The sequence below is a fragment of the Roseococcus sp. GW821-FHT12F05 genome, assembly GCF_058806835.1.
In genome coordinates this window covers 639,197-662,237 of the sequence record NZ_JBXAQB010000002.1, presented here as the reverse complement: position 1 = coordinate 662,237, position 23,041 = coordinate 639,197, and the positions used below count along the sequence as shown (strand labels likewise).

General features: G+C 71.2%; 23 protein-coding genes. 10 read left to right on the top strand and 13 right to left on the bottom strand.

Annotated elements, in window-relative coordinates; translation table 11 throughout:
- The first annotated feature begins 74 nt into the window (after positions 1–74).
- A complete protein-coding gene (locus tag AC1ROY_RS07960; RefSeq protein WP_493148192.1) occupies positions 75–380 on the top strand; it encodes a hypothetical protein in 306 nt (101 codons plus the stop codon).
- On the opposite strand, the gene AC1ROY_RS07955 is transcribed toward AC1ROY_RS07960, so the two are convergent.
- From AC1ROY_RS07955 to AC1ROY_RS07920, 8 genes are all read right to left on the bottom strand, one after another.
- Entirely contained in the window at positions 334–1,920 is a 1,587-nt protein-coding gene (locus AC1ROY_RS07955) for a hypothetical protein (RefSeq protein ID WP_493148190.1), read from the bottom strand. The two genes, AC1ROY_RS07960 and AC1ROY_RS07955, sit on opposite strands and share 47 nt — an antisense overlap.
- Positions 1,917–2,591 carry a cysteine hydrolase family protein gene (locus tag AC1ROY_RS07950; RefSeq protein WP_493148189.1) on the bottom strand — a complete coding sequence of 225 codons (675 nt, stop codon included), beginning with the start codon at positions 2,589–2,591 and terminating at the stop codon, positions 1,917–1,919. Before AC1ROY_RS07950 ends, AC1ROY_RS07955 begins: the two co-directional genes overlap by 4 nt.
- A gap of 214 nt (positions 2,592–2,805) precedes the next feature.
- The gene (locus AC1ROY_RS07945; RefSeq protein ID WP_493148187.1) at positions 2,806–4,287 is read right to left on the bottom strand and encodes a Ppx/GppA phosphatase family protein; all 1,482 of its coding nucleotides are present in this window, start codon (positions 4,285–4,287) and stop codon (positions 2,806–2,808) included.
- A 7-nt stretch (positions 4,288–4,294) separates the two neighbouring features.
- The gene (locus tag AC1ROY_RS07940; RefSeq protein ID WP_493148185.1) at positions 4,295–6,499 is read right to left on the bottom strand and encodes an RNA degradosome polyphosphate kinase; all 2,205 of its coding nucleotides are present in this window, start codon (positions 6,497–6,499) and stop codon (positions 4,295–4,297) included.
- A 10-nt stretch (positions 6,500–6,509) separates the two neighbouring features.
- Complete coding sequence (locus AC1ROY_RS07935; RefSeq protein WP_493148184.1) at positions 6,510–7,232, bottom strand: chromosomal replication initiator DnaA; 723 nt, start codon at positions 7,230–7,232, stop codon at positions 6,510–6,512.
- Positions 7,233–7,365: 133 nt separating this feature from the next.
- Positions 7,366–8,490, bottom strand: coding sequence for an AI-2E family transporter (locus tag AC1ROY_RS07930; RefSeq protein WP_493148182.1), 1,125 nt, complete (start codon positions 8,488–8,490; stop codon positions 7,366–7,368).
- 10 nt (positions 8,491–8,500) lie between these two features.
- Positions 8,501–9,073: a CDP-alcohol phosphatidyltransferase family protein gene (locus AC1ROY_RS07925; RefSeq protein ID WP_493148180.1), complete on the bottom strand. Its 573-nt coding sequence runs from the start codon at positions 9,071–9,073 to the stop codon at positions 8,501–8,503.
- A gap of 10 nt (positions 9,074–9,083) precedes the next feature.
- Positions 9,084–9,701, bottom strand: a complete 618-nt coding sequence (locus AC1ROY_RS07920) for a hypothetical protein (protein WP_493148178.1) — start codon at positions 9,699–9,701, stop codon at positions 9,084–9,086.
- A gap of 126 nt (positions 9,702–9,827) precedes the next feature.
- On the opposite strand from AC1ROY_RS07920, the gene purM reads away from it, so the two are divergent.
- Genes purM through AC1ROY_RS07900 form a run of 4 tightly spaced genes read left to right on the top strand, consistent with a single transcriptional unit; the run spans position 9,828 to position 12,107 of the window.
- On the top strand, positions 9,828–10,847 hold the full coding sequence (purM, locus tag AC1ROY_RS07915; RefSeq protein ID WP_493148177.1) for a phosphoribosylformylglycinamidine cyclo-ligase: 1,020 nt from the start codon (positions 9,828–9,830) through the stop codon (positions 10,845–10,847).
- A 44-nt stretch (positions 10,848–10,891) separates the two neighbouring features.
- Positions 10,892–11,524: a phosphoribosylglycinamide formyltransferase gene (gene purN, locus AC1ROY_RS07910; RefSeq protein ID WP_493148367.1), complete on the top strand. Its 633-nt coding sequence runs from the start codon at positions 10,892–10,894 to the stop codon at positions 11,522–11,524.
- 15 nt (positions 11,525–11,539) lie between these two features.
- Positions 11,540–11,698: an aa3-type cytochrome c oxidase subunit IV gene (locus tag AC1ROY_RS07905; RefSeq protein WP_493148175.1), complete on the top strand. Its 159-nt coding sequence runs from the start codon at positions 11,540–11,542 to the stop codon at positions 11,696–11,698.
- A gap of 1 nt (position 11,699) precedes the next feature.
- Positions 11,700–12,107 carry a GFA family protein gene (locus AC1ROY_RS07900; RefSeq protein WP_493148174.1) on the top strand — a complete coding sequence of 136 codons (408 nt, stop codon included), beginning with the start codon at positions 11,700–11,702 and terminating at the stop codon, positions 12,105–12,107.
- A 43-nt stretch (positions 12,108–12,150) separates the two neighbouring features.
- On the opposite strand, the gene ndk is transcribed toward AC1ROY_RS07900, so the two are convergent.
- A complete protein-coding gene (ndk, locus tag AC1ROY_RS07895; protein WP_493148173.1) occupies positions 12,151–12,573 on the bottom strand; it encodes a nucleoside-diphosphate kinase in 423 nt (140 codons plus the stop codon).
- A 137-nt stretch (positions 12,574–12,710) separates the two neighbouring features.
- Between ndk and AC1ROY_RS07890 the strand changes: the two genes are divergently transcribed.
- Positions 12,711–14,573 (top strand): ABC-F family ATP-binding cassette domain-containing protein, encoded by a 1,863-nt coding sequence (locus AC1ROY_RS07890; protein WP_493148172.1) that lies wholly within the window; start codon positions 12,711–12,713, stop codon positions 14,571–14,573.
- Here the strand turns inward: AC1ROY_RS07890 and AC1ROY_RS07885 are convergent.
- The 3 genes from AC1ROY_RS07885 to AC1ROY_RS07875 form a co-directional block, all read right to left on the bottom strand.
- Positions 14,548–15,525 carry an NAD-dependent epimerase/dehydratase family protein gene (locus tag AC1ROY_RS07885; protein ID WP_493148171.1) on the bottom strand — a complete coding sequence of 326 codons (978 nt, stop codon included), beginning with the start codon at positions 15,523–15,525 and terminating at the stop codon, positions 14,548–14,550. The genes AC1ROY_RS07890 and AC1ROY_RS07885 overlap by 26 nt on opposite strands.
- 20 nt (positions 15,526–15,545) lie before the next feature.
- On the bottom strand, positions 15,546–16,292 hold the full coding sequence (locus tag AC1ROY_RS07880; protein ID WP_493148170.1) for a GntR family transcriptional regulator: 747 nt from the start codon (positions 16,290–16,292) through the stop codon (positions 15,546–15,548).
- An 88-nt stretch (positions 16,293–16,380) separates the two neighbouring features.
- Positions 16,381–18,456 (bottom strand): methyl-accepting chemotaxis protein, encoded by a 2,076-nt coding sequence (locus AC1ROY_RS07875; protein ID WP_493148169.1) that lies wholly within the window; start codon positions 18,454–18,456, stop codon positions 16,381–16,383.
- Positions 18,457–18,576: 120 nt separating this feature from the next.
- Here AC1ROY_RS07875 and AC1ROY_RS07870 point away from each other — a divergent pair, with 120 nt between their 5' ends.
- A complete protein-coding gene (locus AC1ROY_RS07870) occupies positions 18,577–19,188 on the top strand; it encodes a hypothetical protein (RefSeq protein WP_493148168.1) in 612 nt (203 codons plus the stop codon).
- On the opposite strand, the gene AC1ROY_RS07865 is transcribed toward AC1ROY_RS07870, so the two are convergent.
- The gene (locus AC1ROY_RS07865; RefSeq protein ID WP_493148167.1) at positions 19,185–20,147 is read right to left on the bottom strand and encodes a Bug family tripartite tricarboxylate transporter substrate binding protein; all 963 of its coding nucleotides are present in this window, start codon (positions 20,145–20,147) and stop codon (positions 19,185–19,187) included. The two genes, AC1ROY_RS07870 and AC1ROY_RS07865, sit on opposite strands and share 4 nt — an antisense overlap.
- Positions 20,148–20,241: 94 nt before the next feature.
- On the opposite strand from AC1ROY_RS07865, the gene AC1ROY_RS07860 reads away from it, so the two are divergent.
- Genes AC1ROY_RS07860 through AC1ROY_RS07850 form a run of 3 tightly spaced genes read left to right on the top strand, consistent with a single transcriptional unit; the run spans position 20,242 to position 22,993 of the window.
- Complete coding sequence (locus AC1ROY_RS07860; protein ID WP_493148166.1) at positions 20,242–21,450, top strand: CaiB/BaiF CoA transferase family protein; 1,209 nt, start codon at positions 20,242–20,244, stop codon at positions 21,448–21,450.
- Complete coding sequence (locus AC1ROY_RS07855; RefSeq protein WP_493148165.1) at positions 21,450–22,139, top strand: GntR family transcriptional regulator; 690 nt, start codon at positions 21,450–21,452, stop codon at positions 22,137–22,139. The genes AC1ROY_RS07860 and AC1ROY_RS07855 overlap by 1 nt, the downstream gene beginning before the upstream one ends.
- Positions 22,136–22,993: an HpcH/HpaI aldolase/citrate lyase family protein gene (locus AC1ROY_RS07850; RefSeq protein WP_493148164.1), complete on the top strand. Its 858-nt coding sequence runs from the start codon at positions 22,136–22,138 to the stop codon at positions 22,991–22,993. Before AC1ROY_RS07855 ends, AC1ROY_RS07850 begins: the two co-directional genes overlap by 4 nt.
- The last annotated feature ends 48 nt before the right edge of the window (positions 22,994–23,041 follow it).

The window sequence follows — 23,041 nt, the reverse complement described above, 5'->3', positions numbered from 1 at the left end:
GATAGGCGGGACCTCTCTCCGGCAGAGGAAGCACGGATTGGCCGCCGGCCGGCCCGCGGGCGGATAACCTCCGCATGGAAAACCGCACCACATCCCCGGAGACCATGCGCCCCGCGCCCGAGCGGCGCCCGAACCTCATCGCGGCGGAGCACATGGCGCTGGATGCCCTCGGGCCCTACGACGCCGAGCCGATCCGGCTGCCGCCGCCCAAGCCCGCCCGGCCCCGCGAGGAGCAGGAGGACGGCCGGCTGCTGCGCCTCGCGCTCCTGCCGCTGGCAAGCTGGTGCGTGGGCGTCCTGCTCGACCTGCAGGCCGACGAGATGCTCTGCGCCGTCATGGTGGCGGGGCTTGTGGCGGGCGCGCTCGCGCTAAGGCGCTGAGCGCCCGGGCCTTCAGCTCGTCGCGCCGCGCGCAGGCCACGAGGAAGCCGGCCACGACAGCATAGGCGAGCGCCAGGCCGGGCGTGACGGCGAAGCCCACGGCCGGCCCGTGCATCAGCCCGAAGAAGGTCATGACCGCGCCGGACCCGGCGAAATAGGCTGCCTTGATGAAGTCCTGCTCCACCACGAAGACGGCGATGGCCGCCAGCACCAGGCCCGAAAGGATCGCGCCCTCGCCCATCACCTCCAGCCCCGGATAGAGCACGCCCATGCCGATCAGCTTGTCCATGCCGACGGCCTGCGCGCTGGTGCCGGCGGCGCCCAGCGCGCCGTCGATCAGCGTCTTGGCCCAGGCGGCGAGGTGCGGCGTCAGCGCCAGGACCACGGCCGGCGCGTGGCTCTTCGGCACCTCCTGGAAGGCCTGCGCGCCGATCAGCATGCCGATGTAGAGCAGGATGGGCGCGATCGCGACGACGGGGATCAGCGCCAGCAGCACCGAGGCGATGCCGAGGAAGGTGAAGACCAGCACGGCGATACCGGTCGCGAAGGAATAGCCGATCCGCCCGCCCATCGCCTTCCAGCCGGGATGGCCGATGTAGACGGCGTTGATGAAGGGGTTGCCCATGAGGCAACCGATCAGGCTGACCACGCCGTCGGCCGTCAGCACCTGGGTCGTGGGAAAGTGGTCGCCCGCGGCCTCGGCGCTCTCCACGTTGTCCATCGCTTCCACGAGGTCGTAGATGCCGAAGGGGATCGCGGTCACCAGGATGATGGCGATGAACTGGAAGCCGCCGAAGACGTGGTCGATGGCCGGCACCGGCAGCCACAGCCCGATCTGCGAGAAGGAGCCGGCCAGCCGGTCCACCCCCAGGCCGCCCAGCCCGAAGCCGAAGGCCGTGCCGATCCAGCCGATGACGAGGCCGAAGGCGATGGCGACGAGGCCCGCGGGGATGTCGCGCGGGTAGCGGAAGCCGCCGAACCAGGCGACCAGGATCACCGCGAAGCAGGTCAGCCCGAGGATGGGCGTCATGAACATCTCCAGCGCCGGGCGCATGGAGATGAAGGTGACGGAGACGCCCGCCAGCGTGCCGAGCAGCGCGGCCCGCGGCGTCACCCTGCGGATCCAGGGCGCCACGAAGCCGCCGAGCATCAGCACGAAGGACTGCACGAAGACCCAGGTGAGCCCGGCCTCCCAGCCCTTGATCGGGTCGCCCGTGGTCTGCGCGATGGGCAGCATGATGACGAGGCTGACGATGAACATGTGCGGCACGGAGATGCCGGAGGGCAGGGCGCAGACGTCGTCGCGCCCGGTCTTCTTCATGAGTCGCCAGCCGAGCCAGGCGTAGTAGGCCGTGCTGAGGAACATCATCAGGCCCGCGGCGGGCAGGATGCGGCCGAAGACGATGGCATCGGGCATGCCGACGACGAAGCGCAGCAGGCCCGTCAGCACCAGCAGGTTCACCAGGATGTTGGTGCCGAAGCCGAAGAGCGCGTTCCAGTCGCCCGGCGTCCAGAGCTTGGGGCGGGTGGTGATGCTCATGGGACGCTCCTGAGGGCGGCGATGGCGGCGGAGGACGGCGCGACCCAGCCGAAGATCCCGCCCTGGGCGTGGATCATGGCGAGCGCGGATTCATGAAAATCCGGGAAGTAGGAGGCGCAGGCGTCGGAGATGACGGCGCAGCGGAAGCCGCGGTCGTTGGCCTCGCGCACGGTGGTGCTGACGCAGACCTCGGTGGTGACGCCGGCGACGAGCAGCGCCGCGATGCCGCGGTTGTGGAGGATCAGCTCCAGGTCGGTCTGGCAGAAGGCGCCCTTGCCGGGCTTGTCCAGCACGACCTCGCCGGGCAGCGGCGCCAGCTCCGGGATGATGTCGTGGCCGGCCTCGCCGCGGATGAGGATGCGGCCCATCGGCCCGGGATCGCCGATGCGCAGGCCTTCAGGGGCGCGATTCAGCTTGGCGGGCGGGCAGTCGGTGAGATCGGGCCGATGGCCCTCGCGGGTGTGGATGACGAGCAGTCCGGCTGCACGGCAGGCTTCGAGCAGCGCGCCGCAAGGGCCGATCGCGCGGCCGAGCAGCGAGACGTCATTGCCGAGCGCGGCGCCGAAGCCGCCTGGCTCCAGGAAATCGCGCTGCATGTCGATGACGACGAGCGCGGTGCTATCGGGGTCGAAGGCGAATTCCCCCGGCAGAGCCTCCATCGCGAGCGCCATGCTTTTCCCTCCGGACCCGAGGGGAAGCAGACCAGCTTTTCGCGGCGGCTCGTGGCCGATTTTGCATGAAGTCGCGGAGGGATTCTGGTTTTGGCAGAGCCCGCCGATGCTTGGCGCGGCAAGCTGCCCAAAATCAGGTCACACGTTTTAAGTTATGGGTTCCAAGGGCCTTTCGGCCTTTGGCGGGAGGAGTTTGAGGAGGGCAGAGCCCTCCTCAATCCACCTCAAGCAGCGGGTCCAGCCCCAGCGCCAGCGCCAACGACTCCAGCCGCCGCAGCACGCTCTCGCCGGCGAAGACGCCCGCCCCCTGGTGCAGCTTCAGCACCAGCCGCCGCCCGCGCCGCTCCAGCAGGGTCGCGTCCAACAGCGCCGGCACGCCGCCGCAGAGCGTGTAGGCCAGCCGCAGCGCCGCCCCCAGCACCTCCGCCCGGCGGATGGTCGCCGCCGAGAGCAGAGTCCGCGCCGGCATGAGCCAGGGCGAATCCGGCTCCGCCTCGTAGCGCAGCGCCGCCACCAGCGCGAGGAAGGCGCGGGCGTGATGGTCGAGCCCCACCCCGTGCAGCCGCAGGATCCGGAGAAAGGACTGCTCCGCGCGGTATTCCGGGTGGTCGCGCGATCCGGAGTCGCTGATCCAGCAGGCGGCGGCGCGCAGCGAGGGGTCGGCATCCTCCTCGGCCAGCGGCTCGGTCCAGCGCAGCAGCGCCGAGGGCAGGCCGGGATCGCGGCCCAGCCGCTCGCCCAGCTCCATGGCGGCCGAGAGCAGCGGGTCGCGGCCGCGCTCGGCCGTGTCCAGGCGGCGGCCGTACCAGCCCTCACGCAGCCCGTTGGCCGAGAAGACCACGCGCGCCGCGCCCGAGGCGCGCAGCAGCCGGCGCATCACCACGGCGGCGAAGGGCAGGTCGGAGACGCGCTTGGTCGGCGCCGAGGGCATGCGCTCCAGCGATTTTCTAGGCGCCGTCATCACCACGCCGGCGAGGTCGCGCGCTTCCTCGCGGCGGATCGCGTAGTGGTGGACGATGGCCAGCGGATAGCCCGTCTGCGCGATGTGCATCCGCGCCAGCGCGCGGAAGGTGCCGCCCACCAGGAAGAGGTCCTTCAGCGGCGCCGCGCCCAGCCAGGGCACGCGCTTCAGCTCGGCCTCGGCGATGGCGCGCGCGCGGGCGATGTCGCCCTCCGCGCGGTCGGCCAGCCGGATGGTGCCGATGGGCAGCGACACCGTCTCGACGATCTCGCCGCGCGACAGCTTCACCAGCTCCAGCGAGCCGCCGCCGAGGTCGCCCAGCACGCCGTCGGCGAGCGGCACGCCCATGAGCAGCCCCTCGGCCGAGAGCCGCGCCTCCTCGTCGCCCGAGAGCACCGAGATGCGCGAGCCCGGCATCACGGATTCCAGCCCCTCCATGAAATCCGCGCCGTTGGTCGCGTCGCGCACCGCGGCGGTGGCCAGCACCTCCACCGGATCGGCGCCCATGCCGCGCGCCAGCGCGTGATAGCGGCCGAGCACGGTGAGCGTCTGCGCCGAGGCCTCCTCGTTCAGCCTTCCCGTCGTGTGCAGCCCGCGGCCGAGGCCGAGCACGGCCTTCTCGTTGAAGATCGCATGCGGGTTGCGCAGCAGCCCCTCGTAGACCACGAGGCGGACGGAGTTGGAGCCGAGGTCCACCACGCCGAAGCGCGGCTTGTCGGGGCCCGGAGATGCCATGCGAAAATCAGTCCTGCTGCAGGCGGTCGGTCTTCTGCCGCCGCGGGGCGCGCTGGGCCGGCGGGTTCAGCGCCGAGCCGCGGCCCGAGAGCGACGGGTTGGTCATGAAGTACTCGTGCGCCGAGAAGGCGCGCGGGTCCGGCGTCTGGCGGCGCCAGGTGCCGTCGGGCTCCAGGGTCCAGCTCTGCGCGGCGTCCTTGAGATTGGTCACCATGATCTGGTCGAGCACCTGGGCGTGCACGGTGGGGTTCTCCACCGGCACCATGGTCTCCACGCGCCAGTCCATGTTGCGCGCCATCCAGTCGGCGCTGGAGATGAAGACGCGCGCGCGCCGGCTCGGCAGCCGGTGGCCGTTGCCGAAGACGTAGATGCGGCTGTGCTCCAGGAAGCGGCCGACGATGCTCTTCACCCTGATGTTGTCCGACAGGCCGGGGACGCCGGGGCGCAGGCAGCAGATGCCGCGCACCACGCACTCGATCTTCACCCCCGCCTGACTCGCCCGGTACAGCGCGTCGATCAGGTCCTTGTCGACGAGGCTGTTCATCTTCAGCCAGATGCCGCCCGGCTTGCCCTCCTTTGCGAAGCCGATCTCCTGCTCGATCAGCCCGTTCAGCGAGGGGCGGATGGTGAGCGGCGAGAAGGCGAGGCGCTCCATCGCCTCCGGCCGCGCATAGCCCGTCATGTAGTTGAACAGCTTGGAGGCGTCGCGCGTCAGCGAGGGGTCCGTCGTGAAGAAGGAGAGGTCGGTGTAGATGCGCGCGGTGATCGGGTGGTAGTTGCCCGTGCCGAAATGCACGTAGCTGCGGAGACCGCCGCCCTCGCGCCGGATGACGAGGCTCACCTTGGCGTGGGTCTTCAGCTCGACGAAGCCGAAGACGACCTGCACGCCCGCCGCCTCTAGCTCGCGCGCGATGGAGATGTTGCGCTCCTCGTCGAAGCGCGCCTTCAGCTCCACCATCGCCGTGACGGATTTTCCCGCCTCGGCCGCCTCGATCAGCGCGCGGGCGATCGGGCTGTCGCGGCTCGTGCGGTAGAGGGTCTGCTTGATGCCCACCACCGCCGGGTCGCGCGCCGCCTGGCGCAGGAACTGCACCACCACGTCGAAGGATTCGTAGGGGTGGTGGACCACGATGTCCTTCGCGCGGATCGCCGCGAAGCAGTCGCCGCCGAAGTCGAGGATGCGCTCGGGGAAGCGCGGCGTGTAGGGCGTGAAGAGCAGGTCCGGCCGGTCGTCCACGATGAGCTGGCTGAGGTCGGAGACGCCGAGCAGCCCCTCCACCACGAAGATGGCGCTGCGGTCGGCGCCGAGCTCCTCGGCGACGAAATCGACCACGTCCTGCGGCATGCCGGCCTCGACGGCGAGGCGGATGGCGCGGCCGCGGCGGCGGCGCTTCAGCGCGGTCTCGTAGGAGCGGACGAGATCCTCCGCCTCCTCCTCGAACTCCACGTCGGTGTCGCGGATCAGGCGGAAGAGGCCGCGCTCGGCCGGGATGAAGCCGGGGAAGAGGTGGTGCAGGTTCAGCGCCACCACGTCCTCCAGCGAGGCGAAGCGGATGCCTCCCTCGGGGCCGGCGGGCAGGCGGATGAAGCGGTCCACCTGCGGCGGCAGGGTCAGCAGCGCGCGCATGGTGCCGCCGTCCTCCTCGCGCACCAGCTTCAGCACCATGCAGAAGGCGAGGTTGGAGATGAAGGGGAACGGATGCGCCGGGTCCACCGCCAGCGGCGTGAGGACGGGGAAGATGCGCTCCTGGAAATAGGATTCCAGCCAGGCGATCTCGGCCGGCTGCAGCTCCGCGGCGTCGAGCACGGCGAGGCCCGCCGGCCGCAGCAGGTGCCGCAGCGTGCGCCAAGCCTCCTGCTGGCCCTCGATCAGGGTCAGCGCGCGGGCCGAGATGGCGGCAAGCTGCTGGGTTGGCGTCATGCCGTCGGGCGAATGGCTCTGGACGCCCTCGCGCTCCTGGCCGACGAGGCCGGAGACGCGGACGGAGTAGAACTCGTCGAGGTTGGAGCCGGAGATGGCGACGAAGCGCAGCCGTTCCAGCAGCGGGTGCTGCGGGTTGGCGGCCTCCTCCAGGACGCGGGTGTTGAAGTCGAGCCAGGAGAGCTCCCGATTGAAGAACCGGCCCGGATCCGTCAGGGGATCGATGGCGGCGGGCGGCTGGGCCGCGCTGGGGGCCGGGGTCGGGGCGGGGAGGGTCTCGGTGCTCGACATGGTTCCGCTTCTACAGCAGCGCCGGGCTGTGTGGCACCGGATTGGCAGCGTCCTGGGCCGATGTCCCTGAATCGTCATCAAAAAGAGGCTTGATTGCCTCCAGCGCGTCCTCGCGCCGCAACCTCCGGCCGGCGACCAGCGAGGCCCGGCCCAGCCGCGCCACGGCCTCGGCCATGGCGGCGGCGCTGCGCGGCAGGCGGCGGCGGATGACGCCGACGATGAAGGGGTCCGGGATCTCGAACTGCAGGTCGGACAGGTGCTTGGCGAGCAGCGCGTCCAGCAGCGCGTCGGAGGGCTCGTCCAGCATGGCCACGGCGGTGGCGGCAAGGCGCGAGCGCAGGTCGGGCAGCGCCACCTGCCAGCGCGAGGGCGGGCGGGAGGCCGCCATCAGAAGGGGCAGGCCGGCCTCGGCGCAGGCGTTCATGAGATGGAGGAGCGCCTCCTCCTCGACGGGGAGATCGGCCTCGTCCAGCGCGGCGCCGCGCTTCGGCAGGGGGGGCAGGCCGCGCAGGTCGGGCCCGCGCAGCAGGTCCCAGCCCTGGGCCTCGGCGGTGGCGTGGAGCAGGTGCGTCTTGCCCGTGCCGGAGGGGCCGGCGAGGAGAAGGCGCCGGTCGGGCCAGCGGCCGGGGGCGGAAAGCCAGCGCAGCGCCTCCTCGTTGCTCGCATCCGGCACGAAATCGGCGGCGGCATAGGAGGGGGGCCGCTCGATAGGGAGCGTCAGTTGCTGTGTCATGTGTTTTTGCCCTCAGACGCCGGGCGCCCGCTCCGCGGGCTTGGCTTCGCCGCGCCATTGGAGCGCCGGGCCGGCAGGTCGAGGAGGCGGCGCCGGCCGCTTTGCAGCCGGTGGGCAGGGGGAGGATTCGACATCACATGCCCGTCCTTGGGGGGTCCAGGTAGAGCGGACTCTCCAGGTAGCGCCGCAGCCAGTAGCGCGCCAGCACCCCGAGCGCGGCGGCGATCGGCACGGCCAGCAGCACGCCCAGGAAGCCGAAGGCCACGCCGCCGGCGAAGAGCGCGAAGATGACCCAGACGGCGTGCAGATGCACCCGGTCGCCCAGCAGGCGGGGGTAGATCACGTAGCCCTCGATGGCCTGGCCCGCGAAGAAGATCGCCAGCACCCAGATCACGCCGTTCCAGTCGCCCCATTGCCCGACGGCGAGCAGGACCGACAGCACGAGCCCCGTCATGGAGCCGACATAGGGGATGAACGAAAGGAAGCCCGAGACCAGCCCCACCGTCAGACCGAGGTCGAGCCCGATCGCCGAGAGGGCCGCGGCGTAGTAGATGCCCAGGATCAGGCAGCAGAGCAGCTGGCCGCGCAGCCAGGCGGAGAGCACCCGGTCGATGTCGCGGGCGATCTGCCGCAGGGTGGAGGCGGAGCGCCGCGGCATCCAGCTCTCCAGCCGGGCCATCATGTCGGGCCAGTCGCGCAGCAGGTAGAAGCTCATCACCGGCGTCACGATGGCCAGGGTGAAGACGTTGAACAGCGCGATGCCGCCGCCGATCAGCCGCGTCACCGCCGTGCCGAGCCAGCTCAGCATGGCGCTGGCCTGGCCGAGGATCAGCTCGCGCAGGCGGGAGCCCACGACATCAGGTCCGGCCGCCTCCTCGAAGGAATCCAGCAGCTCGCGCAGGGTCGCGGTGATGCTGCTGACGTAGCTGGGCAGTGCATAGAGCAGCACGGACATCTGCGAGACGATCAGCGGATAGAGCAGCAGCAGCGACAGCAGCGCCAGCAGCACGATCAGCACGATCAGCAGCATGGCGGCCAGCGAGCGCGGCATGCCGAGGCGCGTCATGCGCGTCGCCAGCGGGTCGAGGAAATAGGCGATGCAGCCGGCCAGGACGAAGGGCGTCAGGATGTCGGCGAAGAGCCAGAGCCCGAAGATCAGGGCCGCCAGGGCGCCCAGGGTGAGCATCATCCGCTGGCGGCGCGTGGCCACCATGGGCGCGGGGCGGCCGCGGCCGGGGGCGGGGATCTGCTCGCTCATGGGGCCATGCTCATGGGGCAGGCGCCTTCAGCCAGCGCCCGGCCGCGAGCACATAGGCGAGGCCGGACCACAGCGTGGTGGCCGCCGTCAGCCAGACCAGCACGAGGAGCGCGGTGTGCAGCTCCGCCCCGAAGCCCGCATGGAACAGCGCGAAGGCGGCGAGGACGAGCTGCATCGCCGTGTTGAGCTTGGAGACGTAGAGCGGCTTGATCGCCGTCCGCGCCCCCAGCATCCAGAGGATCAGCAGCCCGCCCACGATCACCAGGTCGCGGAAGACCACCAGGATCGCCAGCCAGTCGGGCAGCACGCCCATCGCCGCCAGGGTGACGTAGACCGAGACGAGCAGCGCCTTGTCCGCCACGGGGTCGAGCAGCGCGCCGATCGCCGTGCGCGAATTGGTGTAGCGCGCGAGCCAGCCGTCCAGCGCATCCGACACGCCGGCCGCGACGAAGAGCAGGAAGGCGAGATCGAGCCGTTGATTCAGGATCAGCCAGATCGTCGCGGGCACGGAAGCGAGCCGCGCCAGCGTGATCAGGTTGGGCAGCGTCAGCAGGAGGTGGGTGGGGGTCCCATCCGGGGGCATCGGCGCGGGATCAGCTCCCACCGAGCCCGACCTGCCAGCGGCTCCCGTCCTGGGAGACGGCGACGCCGGCGGCGTTCAGCGCGGCCGCGGCCTCGCCGGGCTGCTGGCGCAGGCCGAGGCGCATGCGGGCCGCATCCGGGCTGATGGCCACGATGTCCAGGCTCGCCACGCTGTTGGAGGCGCGCAGGCGCCGCCGCAGCTCCAGCCATTCCTGGAAGGAATTGAACCGCGTGGAGGCCTCGACATAGGCCTGCGCGGCCATGGGGATGTTCAGCGCCATGCCGCCCGGCGCGCCGGCGGCGCCCGAGCCGGAGAAGCTCCGCCCGGTCAGCGCGGCCACCTGGCCCGGCGCGAACTGCACGGTGAGGTGGCCGGTGTAGCGGGTGGAGCTGGTGCGCTCGTCCTCCACGATCAGGGCCGCCACCATGCGCTCGAGCTGGGCGTCCGAGGGCGTGGCGATGTTGCCGCCCAGCGCCTCGGCCATGCGCTGGAAGGCGATGCGCCGGGCATTGGCATGGGCCTGGTCGCGGGCGGTCACGGCATTGTCGGCCGTGGCCTCCGCAGGGATGCCCCGCTGCACGAGGGGGTTGTCCTGCGCCTTCAGGGGCGGGCAAAAGAGCAGCGCCAAGGCTAGGGCCGTCAACAAACGTCTCGCCGTCATGGCCCATCCTCGTTCCACTGGCCCGGGTTTAACCCATCGGAGGCAGCCCTGAACAGTTCCGAGAAGAACGGTCTCACCTATGCTCAGGCGGGCGTGGACATCGAGGCCGGCGACGCGCTGGTCGAGCGGATCAAGCCGCTCGCGAAGAGCACGAATCGCGCGGGCAGCATGGGCGGACTCGGCGGCTTCGGCGCGCTCTTCGACCTGAAGGCGGCGGGGTTCACGGATCCCGTGCTGATCAGCTCGACGGACGGGGTGGGCACGAAGCTGCGGCTGGCCATCGAGGCCGGGATCCACGGGCATGTGGGCGTGGACCTCGTGGCCATGTGCGTGAACGACCTGGTGGTGCAGGGCGGCGAGCCTTTGTTCTTCCTCGACTATTTCGCGACCGGGAAGCTCGAGGTGGAGCAGGCGGCCGAGGTCGTCTCCGGCATCGCCGAGGGCTGCCGGCAGGCTGGCTGCGCGCTGGTCGGCGGCGAGACGGCGGAGATGCCGGGCATGTATCATGGCGGCGACTACGACCTCGCCGGCTTCTCCGTGGGCGCGGCCGAGCGCGGCGCGCTGCTGCCGCGCGACGTGGCGGCGGGCGACGTGCTGATCGGCCTCGCCAGCTCGGGCGTGCATTCCAACGGGTTTTCGCTGGTGCGCCGGATCATCGAGGCTTCGGGCCTGGCGCTGACGGCGCCGGCGCCCTTCGCGGCCGGCGCAACGCTGGCCGAGGCGCTGCTGGTGCCGACGCGGATCTACGTGAAGTCGGTCCTGGCCCTGCACAAGGCCGGCCTGCTCAAGGCGGCCGCCCACATCACCGGCGGGGGCCTGCCGGGCAACCTGCCGCGCGTGCTGCCGGATGGCGTCGCGGCCGAGGTGACAGCCGGCTCCTGGCCGCTGCCGGCGGTTTTCCCCTGGCTGGCCCGCGCCGGCGGCGTCGCCGAGGCCGAGATGCTGAAGGTCTTCAACTGCGGCCTCGGCATGGTCGTGGTGGTCGCCGAAGCCGATGCCGATGCGGCCATCGCGATGCTGACCGAAGCCGGCGAGGCCGCCTTCCGGGTCGGCCGGCTGGTCGCCGCGACCGGCGAGGCCGAGGTGGTCATGCAGGGTAGTCTCGCGCTTTGAGCAAGCCGCGCGTTGCGATCCTCATCTCCGGCCGCGGCTCCAACATGGCCGCGCTGCTGGAGGCCGCCGCGCGGCCCGGATACCCCGCGACCATCGCGCTCGTCCTGTCCAACAAGCCGGACGCCGCCGGGCTGGAGCGCGCCGCCGCCGCCGGTATCCCGACCGCGGTGGTCGCCAGCCGAGGCCGCTCCCGCCCTGAATTCGAGGCCGAGCTGACCGCCGTCCTGGCGCAGGCCCGCATCGAGATCGTCGCACTGGCCGGCTTCCTGCGCGTGCTGACCGAGGAATTCGTGGGGTTATGGACAGGCCGGATGCTCAACATCCACCCCTCGCTGCTGCCGTCCTTTCCGGGCCTCGACACCCATGCCCGCGCGCTGGAGGCCGGGGTCCGGCTGCATGGCTGCACCGTCCATCTCGTGACGCCCGGCGTGGACGAAGGCCCGATCGTCGCCCAGGCCGCCGTGCCGGTGCTGGCCGGCGACACGGAAGCGTCACTCGCCGCCCGGGTGCTGGAGCAGGAGCACCGGCTCTACCCGGCCGCCCTGGCCTGGCTCGCCGGCGGAAAGATCCGGCTGGAGGAGGGGCGGGCGATCGTGGCGGCGAATTTGGCCGCCGGCGCCCTCGCGAACCCCTTGCCCGAGATCGCGCCGCTTCGTAGAGACGATCAGACGGTTTAGAGGGACCACGAGGCCATGGCCGAGCACCAGATGCACATCGATATGGTCGAGGTGAAGCCCGAGGACATCATCGCCGACCGTCGGGCGATGTATGACAGCTTCATCAAGTCGGCCGTCTGGGCCATCGGCGCGACGGCGGTCCTGCTGATCCTGCTCTACCTGTTCTTCGGCTGAGATGCCGGCGCGGGCCGGCTCCTGCCATTGCGGGGCCGTGCGCTTCCGCATCACGGCTGATGTCGTGGAGCTCACGACCTGCGACTGCTCGCTCTGCGTGAAGAAGAACGCCCTCATGACCAAGGTCCATGAGAGCGAGCTGGAAATCCTCTCGGGGCAGGAGGTGCTGCGGCTCTACCGCTGGAACACCCGGCGCGCGCAGCATTTCTTCTGCGGCGAGTGCGGCATCTACACCTTCCACCGCAAGCGTGCCGCGCCGGACCATTACGGCGTGAACGTCTTCTGCCTGGACGGGTTCGACCACTCGGCGATCCCGGTGCGGGCGACGGAGGGGATGGGGATGACGGTGACGGATCCCGATCCGCGCGAGGAATGGCCGGGGCCGAGAGTCCTGGGGTCCAGGGCCTAAAGCCCTGGCGGGGGTCCAGGGGGCAGAGCCCCCTGGAGTGATCCTACGGCAGCAGCTCAAGCCCGGCGAAGAAGTACGCGATCTCGATCGCCGCGTTCTCCAGGCTGTCCGACCCATGCGCGCTGTTCGCCTCGATGCTCTCCGCGAAGAGCTTGCGGATCGTGCCCTCGGCGGCATTGGCCGGGTTCGTCGCGCCCATCAGCTCGCGGTTCTTCGCCACGGCGTTCTCGCCTTCCAGCACCTGCACGACCACGGGGCCCGAGGTCATGAAGGCGACCAGGTCCTTGAAGAAGGGGCGCTCGGCGTGGACGCCGTAGAAGGTCTTGGCCTGCTGCTCGCTCATCCAGATGCGCTTCTGCGCGATGATGCGGAGGCCGTTCTCCTCGAAGATCGTGTTGATCTTGCCGGTCAGGTTCCGGCGGGTCGCGTCCGGCTTGATGATGCTGAAGGTGCGTTCGATGGCCATGGGGCGTCCTTTTGCGAGCGATTGCCGCGCAGATGCCCAAGCATGCCGCCGCGCGCAAGCCCTTCCCCGTGAAATCAGGACCCCGATCCCCGCTTTCAGCGATTTCGCACTGCGTCATGCTGGTCTAAACGGCCGGCATGACCGTTCTCACCATCCAGGACCTGACGATCCGCATGGCCGGGCGCCCGCTGATGGAGGGCGCCTCGTTGCAGGTGGATGACGGCCGCAAGGTCGGGCTCGTCGGCCGCAACGGCGCGGGCAAGTCCACGCTGATCAAGGCCATCCTGGGCGACATCCAGCCCGACGGCGGCGAGATCCGCATCGCCCAGCGCGCGCGCATCGGCCATGTCGCGCAGGAGACGCCGGCGGGCGAGACCTCGCTGCTCGACATCGTGCTGGAGGCGGACACGGAGCGCGCCAGCCTGCTGGCCGAGCTGGAAGGCCATCCCGAGGGCGGGCGCGCGGGCGAGATCCACGAGCGGCTGATCGCCATCCAGGCCGATTCAGCCCCTGCGCGGGCTGCGACCATCCTGGCCGGCCTCGGCTTCGATGCCGCGGCCCAGGCCCGGCCCTCGCGCGAGTATTCCGGCGGCTGGCGCATGCGCGTCTCGCTGGCCCGGGCGCTCTTCCTGGAGCCCGACCTGCTGCTGCTGGACGAGCCCACCAACCACCTCGACCTCGAGGCGGCCATGTGGCTGGAGGGCTGGATCCAGCGCTTCGGCGGGGCGGCGATCATCATCAGCCACGACCGCGGGCTGCTGGAGCGCTGCGTGGATTCGATCGCGCATCTCGATCGCCAGAAGATCACGCTCTACCCCGGCAATTTCGAGAATTTCGTGCGCGTGCGGACCGAGCGCGCGGCCCAGCAGGCGGCGATGAACGTGAAGCTGGCCGCCCAGCGCGCGCATATGCAGTCCTTCGTGGATCGCTTCCGCGCCAAGGCCACCAAGGCCCGCCAGGCGCAGTCGCGGCTCAAGGCGCTGGAGCGGATGCCGGCCATCGAATCCGTCATCGAGGACCACGCGACGACCTTCTCCTTCCCGCAGCCGGAGCAGCTGCCGCCGCCCATCCTCACGGTGAACCGGGGACAGGCCGGCTACGGCAACCACGTGGTGCTGCGGAACCTCGACATCCGCATCGACCAGGAGGACCGGATCGCGCTGCTCGGCGCCAACGGCAACGGCAAGTCGACGCTGGCGAAGATCCTGGCCGGGCGCCTCGCGCCGCTCTCCGGCGACGTGCATCGCGACCGGCGGATGCGCGTGGGCTATTTCGCCCAGCACCAGGAGGACGACCTCGACCTCGACGGCACGCCGCTCAGCCACATGCTGGACGCCATGCCGAAGGCCACGCCCACCCAGGCTCGCTCGCAGCTGGCGCGCTTCGGCCTGGACGCGGCTCGCGCGGAGACGCAGGTGCGCGGCCTCTCCGGCGGCGAGAAGGCGCGGCTGCTCATGGCGCTGACCACGCGCGACGCGCCGCACATGCTGATCCTGGACGAGCCGACCAACCACCTCGACATCGATGCGCGCGACGCGCTGGTGAAGGCGCTGGCCGACTACGAGGGCGCGGTGATCCTCATCAGCCACGATCCGCATCTGGTGGAGCTGGTGGCGGACCGTCTCTGGCTGGTGGCGGAGGGGAAGGTCACGCCCTTCGAGGGCGACCTCGACGACTACCGCGCGCAGCTCGGCGGGCGGGGCGCCGCTTCCGCCGCCAAGCGCGAGGAGAAGAAGGGCAAGGCGCCGGCCGCGCAGGCCGATATCCGGCCGCAGCACGCGCCGCTGCGCGCGCGGCTGAAGGGCATCGAGGTCACGCTGGCGAAGCTCGCCGAGGAGGCCAAGGTCATCGAGGGCGCGCTGGCCAACCCGAAGCTCTACGAGAGCGGCAAGAACGACCTGATCGCGCGGGCGACGGCCCGGCGGGCGGCGATCGCCAAGGATGTGGAGCGGCTGGAGACGGAGTGGCTCGGCATCACGGAGAAGCTGGAGGCGGCATAGCCGCCGCCTCCTTCGGGGAGACGTAGTCCGCGTCGTGCGCGAAGGGCATGGGCGCGCCGTCGCGGATCGCCTTCAGGATGGCCGCAAAATCGGTCTCGCACCGAAAGCCCAGCTCCCGTTCGGCCAGGGACGGGTCGTAGACGCGGCCGATCGAGCGCGGCAGCTGCCACCCCATCCGGGCGTAGAGCTCCGGCGCCTCGGGGAAGCGGCGGGCGACGACCGAGGGCGCGTCGCGCTTCAGCTCGGCGGCGTCCCCGCGCGTGAAGGGCGGCGGCGTGGAGACGAGGTAGGTGCGGAAGCCGATTCCCGGCGCCTTCTCCAGCGCGGCGACATGGGCCCGCGCGGCGTCCTCCACCGTCAGGCGGCGGTGCAGGAACTCGTTGGCCTTCATGTTCGGCCCGGAGAGGTCGCGATGCGTGTCGTCCTCCTCCGGGAAGAAGCGGGCCGTGCGCAGGACGACGCAGCTCAGGCCGTGCCCGGCGGCCTGCAGGCGGCAGAGATGCTCGGCGGACAGCTTGGTGGCGCCGTAGATGTTGCGCGGCTCCAGCGGGCCGGAGGCCTCGTCGAGCCAGACGGCCTCGTCCTGCGTCTCCGCGCGGATCGCGGCCGTGATCATGAGCGAGGTGGTCGAGGTGAAGACGAAGCGGTCGTGCCCCGCCTCCGCGGCTGCTTCGAGCAGGTGGAGCGTGCCGGTGACGTTCACGTCCACGAAGGCCCGGGCGGGGTGGCGGGCGATGTCCGGCTTGTGCAGCGCGCCCGCATGGACGACCGCCTCGATCCCATGCGCCGCGAAGGCCCGGTCGATCAGGCCCCGGTCGGCGACGCTGCCGACGACCTGCGTGCAGCCCCCGGGCGCGACGTCCAGCCCGATGACCTCATGGCCCCGGCTCCGGAGCATCGGCGCGAGATGGCGCCCGAGCCAGCCCGACGAACCCGTGAGAAGGATGCGCATCGTCCGGAAGGCGAAGCCCCTCAGCTCTCCTTCTTCACCATCGCCCGATAGGTGAAGCGCGGCGCCGGGTGGAAGCTTTCCGACATCTCGAAGACACGCTGGTTCTGGTCCATGTAGCGGCGGCGGATGATCAGCGCGGGCGCGCCCGGCTCGCAGTCCAGCAGCGCGGCCTGGCTCTCCGGCACGCCGCCCGCGGTCAGATCCACCTCGACCGCGGCGAGCTGCACGCCGAAGCGCTTCTCGACCAGCGAATAGACGGGACCGTGGTCCACCCCGATCTCCTCGACCACCGCCGCGTATTCCGTCGGGATCAGCACGGTGGTGAAGCAGATGGGCGCCGTGGTGATGCGAACCCGGCGCAGGCTCTCGATGCGCAGCCAGGTGTCGCCCTCCGCCACGCCGAGGACCGCCGCGGTCTCGGAATCGAGCTGCGTCTCGCGGGCGCGCAGCACGGTGAGGCGCGTCTCCTCGGGATACTGCAGCAGCCCGCCCATGCTGGTGATGTCCTGCACGAAGCGGCCGCGCGTCTCATGCGCGATGACGCTGGTGCCGCTGCCCTGCCGGCGCGAGACCAGCCCCGCCTCCTCCACGAGCCGCAGCGCCTCGCGGATGGTGTGGCGCGACGCACCGTAGAGCGCGCAGAGCTCCGTCTCCGTCGGCAGCATGGCGCCGATGGGATGCATCCCGCTGCGGAGCTGCGTGAGCAGCTCGTCCGCGATCTGCCGGTAGCGCGGCCTCGGATCGCCGGTGTCTCGCCTGATTGCCACAGTGGTCCCTGATTGCATCCGGCACTCTGTAAAGGCGGGGCGGGCATTTCACCAGGGTCAGAAATGCCCACTTTTTCGCCCGCTGGCCTCAGGCTGCCCGGATCGTGTCCAGGAAGCCGTCCACCTTGCCCCGCAAGGTGTCGGCATGGCGCGAGAGGCTGGAGGAGGCCTCGCGCAATCCGGCGGTCGCGGCCGCGGTCGTCTCGGCGCCCTGGATCACCTCGGCCGTCTGGCGCGAGACCTCCTCGGTGCCCGTGGCGGCCTCGGCGACGGCGCGGCCGATCTCCTGCGTGGCGGCGGCCTGCTGCTCGGCGGCCGCCGCGACCTGGGTCGCGATGGCGCTGAGCTCGTCGATGGTCTGGCCGATGCCGCGGATGGCCTCGGCCGCGCGGCCGGTCTCCGTCTGCATGGCGCCGATCTGCAGCCCGATCTGCTCCGTGGCCTTGGCGGTCTGCGCCGCCAGCGCCTTCACCTCGCCGGCCACCACCGCGAAGCCCTTGCCCGCATCGCCGGCGCGGGCGGCCTCGATGGTGGCATTCAGCGCCAGCAGGTTGGTCTGCGAGGCGATGGAGTTGATCAGCCCGATCACGTCGCCGATCCGCTGCGCGACCTCGACGAGGCCGGCCACGGCCGCATCCGTGGCGCGGGCATCCTCTGCGGCGCGCTGGGCGATGCGGGCGCTCTCGGCCACCTGGCGCGCGACCTCGGAGATGCTGGCCGCCAGCTCCTCGGTGGAGGCCGCGACCGTGTGCACGTTCGACGAGGCGGCGCCGGCCGCGATGGCCATGGCCCCCGCCTGCGTCTTGGCCGATTCCGCGGCCTGGCCCATGCGATCGGCGGTGGCGTTCAGCGGCGCCGCGGCGCCAGCGACGGCACCGAGCACCTCGCCCACCTCCGCCTCGAAGCGGCGGATCAGCCCCTCGGTGCGATCCGCATGGGCGGCCTTGGCCGCCTGCTCCGCGGCCGAGGCCGCCGCCAGCTTCTGCGCTTCCAGCGCCTTCTCCCGCAGCACCTCGACGGCCGTCGCCATGCTGCCGATCTCGTCGGCGCGATCGCGGAACGGCACCTCGACGGCATTGTCGCCCTCCGCGAGCCGCCCGACCGTCGCGGTGATGGCGAGGACGGGCGTGACCACGCGGCGGATCAGCAGCCAGGCGAAGAGGCCGAGCGCCAGGCCGAGCAGGATCGCGGCCCCCAGCACCAGGGCGAAGGTCATGTTCTCCTGGGATTGCACGGCTTCGGCCTGCGCCGTCGCCTCGGCCAGCGCGGCGTTGCGCACCAGCAGCAGGCGCTGCATCTCCGGCGTCGCGAAGCTGGTGAATTGCGCTGGCGTCAGCGGGTAGGTGCTGCCCGCCCGGCCGGCGGCGATCAGCGCCTCCGTCTGGCGCGTCGCATCCCCGAAATAGCGGTTCTGCACCTCCGCGATCGCGGCAGTGAGGCGCGGCGGGTTGCCCATCAGCCCCGTCAGCATCTTCACCTGCCCCCACACGACATCGAGCGAGCGGCCGGCGCCGGCGATGATCTCGAGCTCCGGCGCGGTGAGCGCGCGGCCGCTGTTCACGGCCGTGGAGATGGGGATGATCCGCCGCCCCGCCGCATCGCGCAGGTCCCAGCTCAGCCGGGCCACGAGGACCAGCATGTCGAGCCCGCGGCCACCGCGCGCGATGTCGCGATGGCTCGTGTCGAGCGCGTTGCCGATCGTCTCCAGCGCGGCGTTGTAGACCTGCTCCGGACGCGCGCGCTGCGCGGCGTCGCGCCGGTCCAGCGGAAGCTGGATGAGCGCGTTCATCGCGGGGCGGAGCGCCAGGAGCTGCGGGCCGATCGCCTCGACGCGGCGGATGTGCTCCTCCATGCCGTGCGTGGCGCGGAGGCCGGTCAGCGCCTCGGCCAGCGCGGCATCCGTGTCGCGCGTGATCCCGGCAAGGCGGGCGACCAGCGCCGCGTCGACGGGCGAATTGCTGGCCACGCGGATCATGTAGTTGCCGCGCTCGATCACGAGCTTCTCGGTGAGGCGCAGCAGGCCGGAAGCGGCCTCGGTCTGGCGCGTGGCCTCCGATGCGGCGACGCCGCGTTGCCAGTGATCCCAGGCGATGGTGCCCGCGACCGCGATGCCGGCGGCGGCGAGGCCCAGCATGGCCCAGTTGAAGAGTGCTCGGATACGCATGCGCTTGTCCCATCCCGTCTCGATGGATCCCGTGTAGGGGCTGCGCCTTGCCGAAACCCTAACGTATCGGGGCTTTTCGCGTTAACCGGCGCTTCATCGGTCCCGGGCTAGGACGAAGGGATGACACCTCCAGAGACCGATCTTCAGACCGGGCTGCGCGGCGCCGTGCAGGCTGAGTTCCGGCCGCTCTTCGCGGAGCTCCAGCGCTTCGTCGACCGCCGCATCGCCGAGCTGAGCGCGGAGCTGCATGCGAGCGTGCAGCTCGCCGACATGACGGAGGAGCGGATCTCGCGCGAGCTCGCGCAGGTGCAGGACAAGATCGCGAGCCTGGTCGCGGTGCCCACGGCCTCCACGCGCAACAGCGGCGTGGAGCTGGAGGCGGTGGTGCTGGCGACCGAGGCGGCGGCGAACACCATCATGGAGGCCGCCGAGGCCATCCAGGACTGGATTCAGCGCGGCGAGCGCGATCCGGATGCGATCGAGACGCTGGCCGGCAAGGTGAACTCCATCTTCGAGGCCTGCAGCTTCCAGGACGTCACGGGACAGCGCATCCGGCGCGCGATCCAGCATCTCCAGCAGGTGGAATCGGTGCTGGAGCGCTTCCTGCCGCCGGATTCTGAGCGGCCGCGCGGGCCGCGGGTGGAGGTGCGGACGCAGCTCCACACGGTGGCGGCGCCGGCCAGCGCCGCGGACCTGGCGCAGGCGGAGATCGATGCGCTGCTGAACGGCTAGGCCGGGCGCAGCAGGCCCTCGCGCGCGGCCTTCGCCCAGCGCTCGGAATCCTCCCGCATGAGGTTCGCCACGGCCGCCGGCTCCAGCGGCGCGGGCTCGACGGCGAGGGTGCGGAAGCGCGCCAGCACCGTCTCGGTGGCCGCGGCGGCATTGGCCTCGGCGTTGATCCGGGCCACCAGCTCGGCGGGCATCTGCCCCGGGCCCCAGAGGCCGAACCAGCCCTCGTAGCTGGCATCGGGCAGGCCGAGGCTCGTGAAGCTCGGCACCTCCGGCAGGAAGGGCGAGGCGCGGCGCGAGGTGACGGCGATGATGCGCACGCGGTCGCTGCTGACGAGCGGCGTCGCCGTGGCGGTGCTGACCCAGGCGAGCGGCAGGTGCCCGCCCATGAGGTCGCGCGTGGAGGCGCCGCCGCCGGCATAGCGGATCTCGTTCAGCTCGATGCCGGCGGACTTCACGAACTGCGCCGCGGTGACGCCGGAGGCCACGTCGGCCGTGCCATGCGCGATGCGGCCCGGATTGGCCTTGGCCGCCGCGATGAGGCCTGCCACGTCGCGGAAGGGCGCGTCCACGCTCGCCAGCAGCACGAAGGCGTAGCTCGCGAAGACGGCGATGGGCGTGAAGTCCGCCATGGGGTCGTAGGGCAGCGCGGCGGCCGTGTGGCGCAGCAGCAGATGCGTCGGGTTGAGGCCGACGAGCGTGTGCCCGTCCGGCGCGCCGCGCGCCACGACCTCGCTGCCGATGGCGCCGTCCGCCCCCGGCCGGTTCTCGACGATGACGGGCCGGTTCAGGCGCTGCCCGACGGCCTCCATCACCGAGCGCGTGGTGAGATCGGTCCCGCCGCCGGCCGCATAGGGCACAATGATCCGGACAGGTCGCTGCGGCCAGGCCGAGGGCGCCTGCGCGAGGGCAGGCGCGGACAGCACGCCGAACAGGGCTGCGCGCCGGGCGATGGGCAACATGGACGTATCCCTCCAAGTCATTTTCACGCAGCTTGTCTTGACCGGACAAATTTGACCAGTGCAAACTGTCGGCAATCGAGACCCGAGGAGACCCATGTCCGAACCCCGCCCCCAGCCGCTCGACGGCGTCCGTGTCGTCGACGTCTCCAGCTTCCTGGCGGGGCCCTTCTGCTCCACGCAGCTCGCGGAATTCGGCGCCGAGGTCATCAAGCTGGAGCTGCCCATCGTGGGCGATCCGCTGCGCAAGTTCGGCAGCGTCACGGAATGCGGCGAGACGCTGCCCTGGCTCTCGGAATGCCGGAACAAGAAGTCGGCGACGCTCGACCTCCGCAAGCCGGACGGCGCCGCGCTGCTGAAGCGCATGGTCGCCGATGCCGACATCCTCGTGGAGAACTTCCAGCCCGGCACGCTGGAGAAATGGGGCCTGGGCTGGGACGTGATGGAGAAGGTGAACCCGCGCCTCATCATGGTGCGCATCTCCGGCTTCGGGCAGACCGGCCCGTACAAGGGGCGCCCGGGCTTCGGCCGCATCGGCAATGCCTTCGGCGGGCTGTCCTTCCTCGCCGGCTATCCCGACCGTCCCCCGGTGACGCCGGGCTCGGCCACCATCCCCGACTACCTGGCCGGCCTCTACGGCGCCTTCGGCGCGCTGCTCGCGATGCAGGCGCGCGAGAAGACGGGGAAGGGCCAGGTGGTCGATATCGGCCTCTACGAGCCCATCTTCCGCATCCTCGACGAGCTCGCACCCTCCTTCCAGCTCAACGGCTATATCCGCCAGCGGATGGGACCCGGCACGGTCAACGTCGTCCCGCACAGCCACTATCCCACGAAGGACGGCCGCTGGATCGCCATCGCCTGCACCAGCGACAAAATCTTCGCCCGGCTGGCCGGCGCCATGGGCGTTCCCGAATGGGGTGGCGAGGGGAAATGGGGGAAGATCAGGCAGCGCGAGGCCGAGCGCGCCCTCGTCGACGAATATGTCGGCAACTGGACGGCCCAGCACACGCGCGACGAGCTCCAGGCGGTGTGCGAGGCCAACGAGGTGCCCTTCGGCCCCGTCTATTCCATCGACGAGATCTTCCAGGACCCGCAATACGCCGCGCGCGAAAACATCCTCACGGTGAAGGACGCGCGCGTCGGCGAGCTGGCCATCCCCAACGTCGTGCCGCGGCTGACCGACACGCCCGGCGGCGTGAAATGGCTCGGCCCCTCGATGGGCGAGCACAATGACGAGATCTATCGCGACTGGATGAAGCTGGACCAGGCCGAGATCGACCGGCTCAAGGGCCTCCAGGTCATCTGATGGAGGCGCGCTGGACCCTGCCGCCCCGGGCCTCCCTCGCGGAGACGCTGGCCGCACGCATGGTCGAGGCGATGCGCGCCGGCGAGCTCGCGCCGGGCGAGCGGATCATCGAGGCCACGCTGGCCGCGCGCTTCGGCGTCAGCCGCGGCCCGCTGCGCGAGGCGCTGAAGGCGCTGGAGGCCGAGCAGCTGGTGGAGCGCCAGCCGGGACGTTCGCCGCGTGTCCGCAGCATCTCGCCGGACGAGGCGGCGCAGATGGTCGTGATGCGCGCGACGCTGGAGGGGCTGGCCGCGCGGCTGGTCTCGGCGCGCTGCACCCCGCTGCTCCTGGCCGAGCTGGAGGCGCAGCACCAGCGCATCCGCGTGGCCGCGCTCGGCGGCCGCACGGCCGAATGGCGCGACGAGGACTGGCGCTTCCACGAGATGGTCTGCCGGCACTCCGGCAACGACTTCCTGCTCCGCGCCTGGCTCTCCATGAGCAACCTGGTGCGGCTCTTCCTGCACCGCCACCCGGCCTTCGAGCGCGATGGCCCCAGGGGAAGCCAGGGCGTCCTGCTCAACCACGACCGGCTGCTGGAGGTGCTGGCCTCCGGCGACCCGGACCGCGCCGAGGCCGCCTTCCGCCACGTGATCCTGGAGAGCGGATTCGCCCGGCTCGGCATGAAGCCGCCTCCGGGGATCAAGCCATGAGGCCGCGCCTGCGCCGCTCGATGATGATCACGCCCGGCCATCGGCGGGAGCGGCTGGAGAAGGCCGCGACGCTGGCCGCCGACAGCCTGGCCTTCGACCTCGAGGACGGCGTGCCGCCGGCGCGCAAGGCGGAGGCGCGCGCCCACATCGCCGCGGTGCTGCGCGAGGTCGATTTCGGCCGGCGCGAGCGGGGCGTTCGGATCAATGCCGTCGGCACCGCGGAATTCGCGCTCGACCTCGCGGGCCTGCCCTGGGACCGGCTGGACGCGGTGCTGGTCCCCAAGGTCGAGGGGCCCGAGGCGCTGCGGGAGCTGGACGCGCGGCTGGCGGGGCTGGCGCCTGATATCGCGGTCATCGCCACCATCGAGACGCCGCGCGGGGTGCTGAACGCGCTGGCCATCGCCGATGCCTCGCCGAACCTCGCCGGGATCTTCTTCGGGCCGGGCGACTACACGCTGCAGACGGGCGGGGAGCTGACCCGGCGCGGGCTGGAATTCCCCCGAGCGACCATCGCCGCGGCCGCGGGCGCCGTGGGGGCGCAGGCGATCGACGCGCCCTATCTGCTGGGACTGCGCGACGTGGAGGGCACGCGCGCCGATGCCGAAGCGGCGCGCGAGCTGGGATTCTCGGGAAAAGTCGTCTTCCACCCGGACCAGATCGCCCCGGTCAACGCCGCCTTCACGCCCGATGCGGCCGCCGTGGCGAAGGCCAGGCGCTTCGTGGCCGCCTATCGCGAGGCGGCGGCCCGCGGCGAGGCCACGGCTCTGGTGGATGGCGAGTTCGTCGCGATGGACCTGGTGCCACGGATGGAGAGCCTGATCGCGCTCGCCGAGGAAGCCGCCGCGATCGGGTGATGCCAAATCGCCTCCAAGGGCGTTACCTCCGGGGATAGGAGGCTTCCG

What these genes read in the sequence shown, in the direction of transcription:
- AC1ROY_RS07960 (WP_493148192.1), top strand. Translation starts at nt 75, where the DNA reads ATGGAAAACCGCACCACATCCCCGGAGACCATGCGCCCCGCGCCCGAG.
- AC1ROY_RS07955 (WP_493148190.1), bottom strand. Translation starts at nt 1,920, where the DNA reads ATGAGCATCACCACCCGCCCCAAGCTCTGGACGCCGGGCGACTGGAAC.
- AC1ROY_RS07950 (WP_493148189.1), bottom strand. Translation starts at nt 2,591, where the DNA reads ATGGCGCTCGCGATGGAGGCTCTGCCGGGGGAATTCGCCTTCGACCCC.
- AC1ROY_RS07945 (WP_493148187.1), bottom strand. Translation starts at nt 4,287, where the DNA reads ATGGCATCTCCGGGCCCCGACAAGCCGCGCTTCGGCGTGGTGGACCTC.
- AC1ROY_RS07940 (WP_493148185.1), bottom strand. Translation starts at nt 6,499, where the DNA reads ATGTCGAGCACCGAGACCCTCCCCGCCCCGACCCCGGCCCCCAGCGCG.
- AC1ROY_RS07935 (WP_493148184.1), bottom strand. Translation starts at nt 7,232, where the DNA reads ATGACACAGCAACTGACGCTCCCTATCGAGCGGCCCCCCTCCTATGCC.
- AC1ROY_RS07930 (WP_493148182.1), bottom strand. Translation starts at nt 8,490, where the DNA reads ATGAGCGAGCAGATCCCCGCCCCCGGCCGCGGCCGCCCCGCGCCCATG.
- AC1ROY_RS07925 (WP_493148180.1), bottom strand. Translation starts at nt 9,073, where the DNA reads ATGCCCCCGGATGGGACCCCCACCCACCTCCTGCTGACGCTGCCCAAC.
- purN (WP_493148367.1), top strand. Translation starts at nt 10,892, where the DNA reads ATGGCCGCGCTGCTGGAGGCCGCCGCGCGGCCCGGATACCCCGCGACC.
- AC1ROY_RS07905 (WP_493148175.1), top strand. Translation starts at nt 11,540, where the DNA reads ATGGCCGAGCACCAGATGCACATCGATATGGTCGAGGTGAAGCCCGAG.
- AC1ROY_RS07900 (WP_493148174.1), top strand. Translation starts at nt 11,700, where the DNA reads ATGCCGGCGCGGGCCGGCTCCTGCCATTGCGGGGCCGTGCGCTTCCGC.
- ndk (WP_493148173.1), bottom strand. Translation starts at nt 12,573, where the DNA reads ATGGCCATCGAACGCACCTTCAGCATCATCAAGCCGGACGCGACCCGC.
- AC1ROY_RS07890 (WP_493148172.1), top strand. Translation starts at nt 12,711, where the DNA reads ATGACCGTTCTCACCATCCAGGACCTGACGATCCGCATGGCCGGGCGC.
- AC1ROY_RS07885 (WP_493148171.1), bottom strand. Translation starts at nt 15,525, where the DNA reads ATGCGCATCCTTCTCACGGGTTCGTCGGGCTGGCTCGGGCGCCATCTC.
- AC1ROY_RS07875 (WP_493148169.1), bottom strand. Translation starts at nt 18,456, where the DNA reads ATGCGTATCCGAGCACTCTTCAACTGGGCCATGCTGGGCCTCGCCGCC.
- AC1ROY_RS07870 (WP_493148168.1), top strand. Translation starts at nt 18,577, where the DNA reads ATGACACCTCCAGAGACCGATCTTCAGACCGGGCTGCGCGGCGCCGTG.
- AC1ROY_RS07865 (WP_493148167.1), bottom strand. Translation starts at nt 20,147, where the DNA reads ATGTTGCCCATCGCCCGGCGCGCAGCCCTGTTCGGCGTGCTGTCCGCG.
- AC1ROY_RS07860 (WP_493148166.1), top strand. Translation starts at nt 20,242, where the DNA reads ATGTCCGAACCCCGCCCCCAGCCGCTCGACGGCGTCCGTGTCGTCGAC.
- AC1ROY_RS07855 (WP_493148165.1), top strand. Translation starts at nt 21,450, where the DNA reads ATGGAGGCGCGCTGGACCCTGCCGCCCCGGGCCTCCCTCGCGGAGACG.
- AC1ROY_RS07850 (WP_493148164.1), top strand. Translation starts at nt 22,136, where the DNA reads ATGAGGCCGCGCCTGCGCCGCTCGATGATGATCACGCCCGGCCATCGG.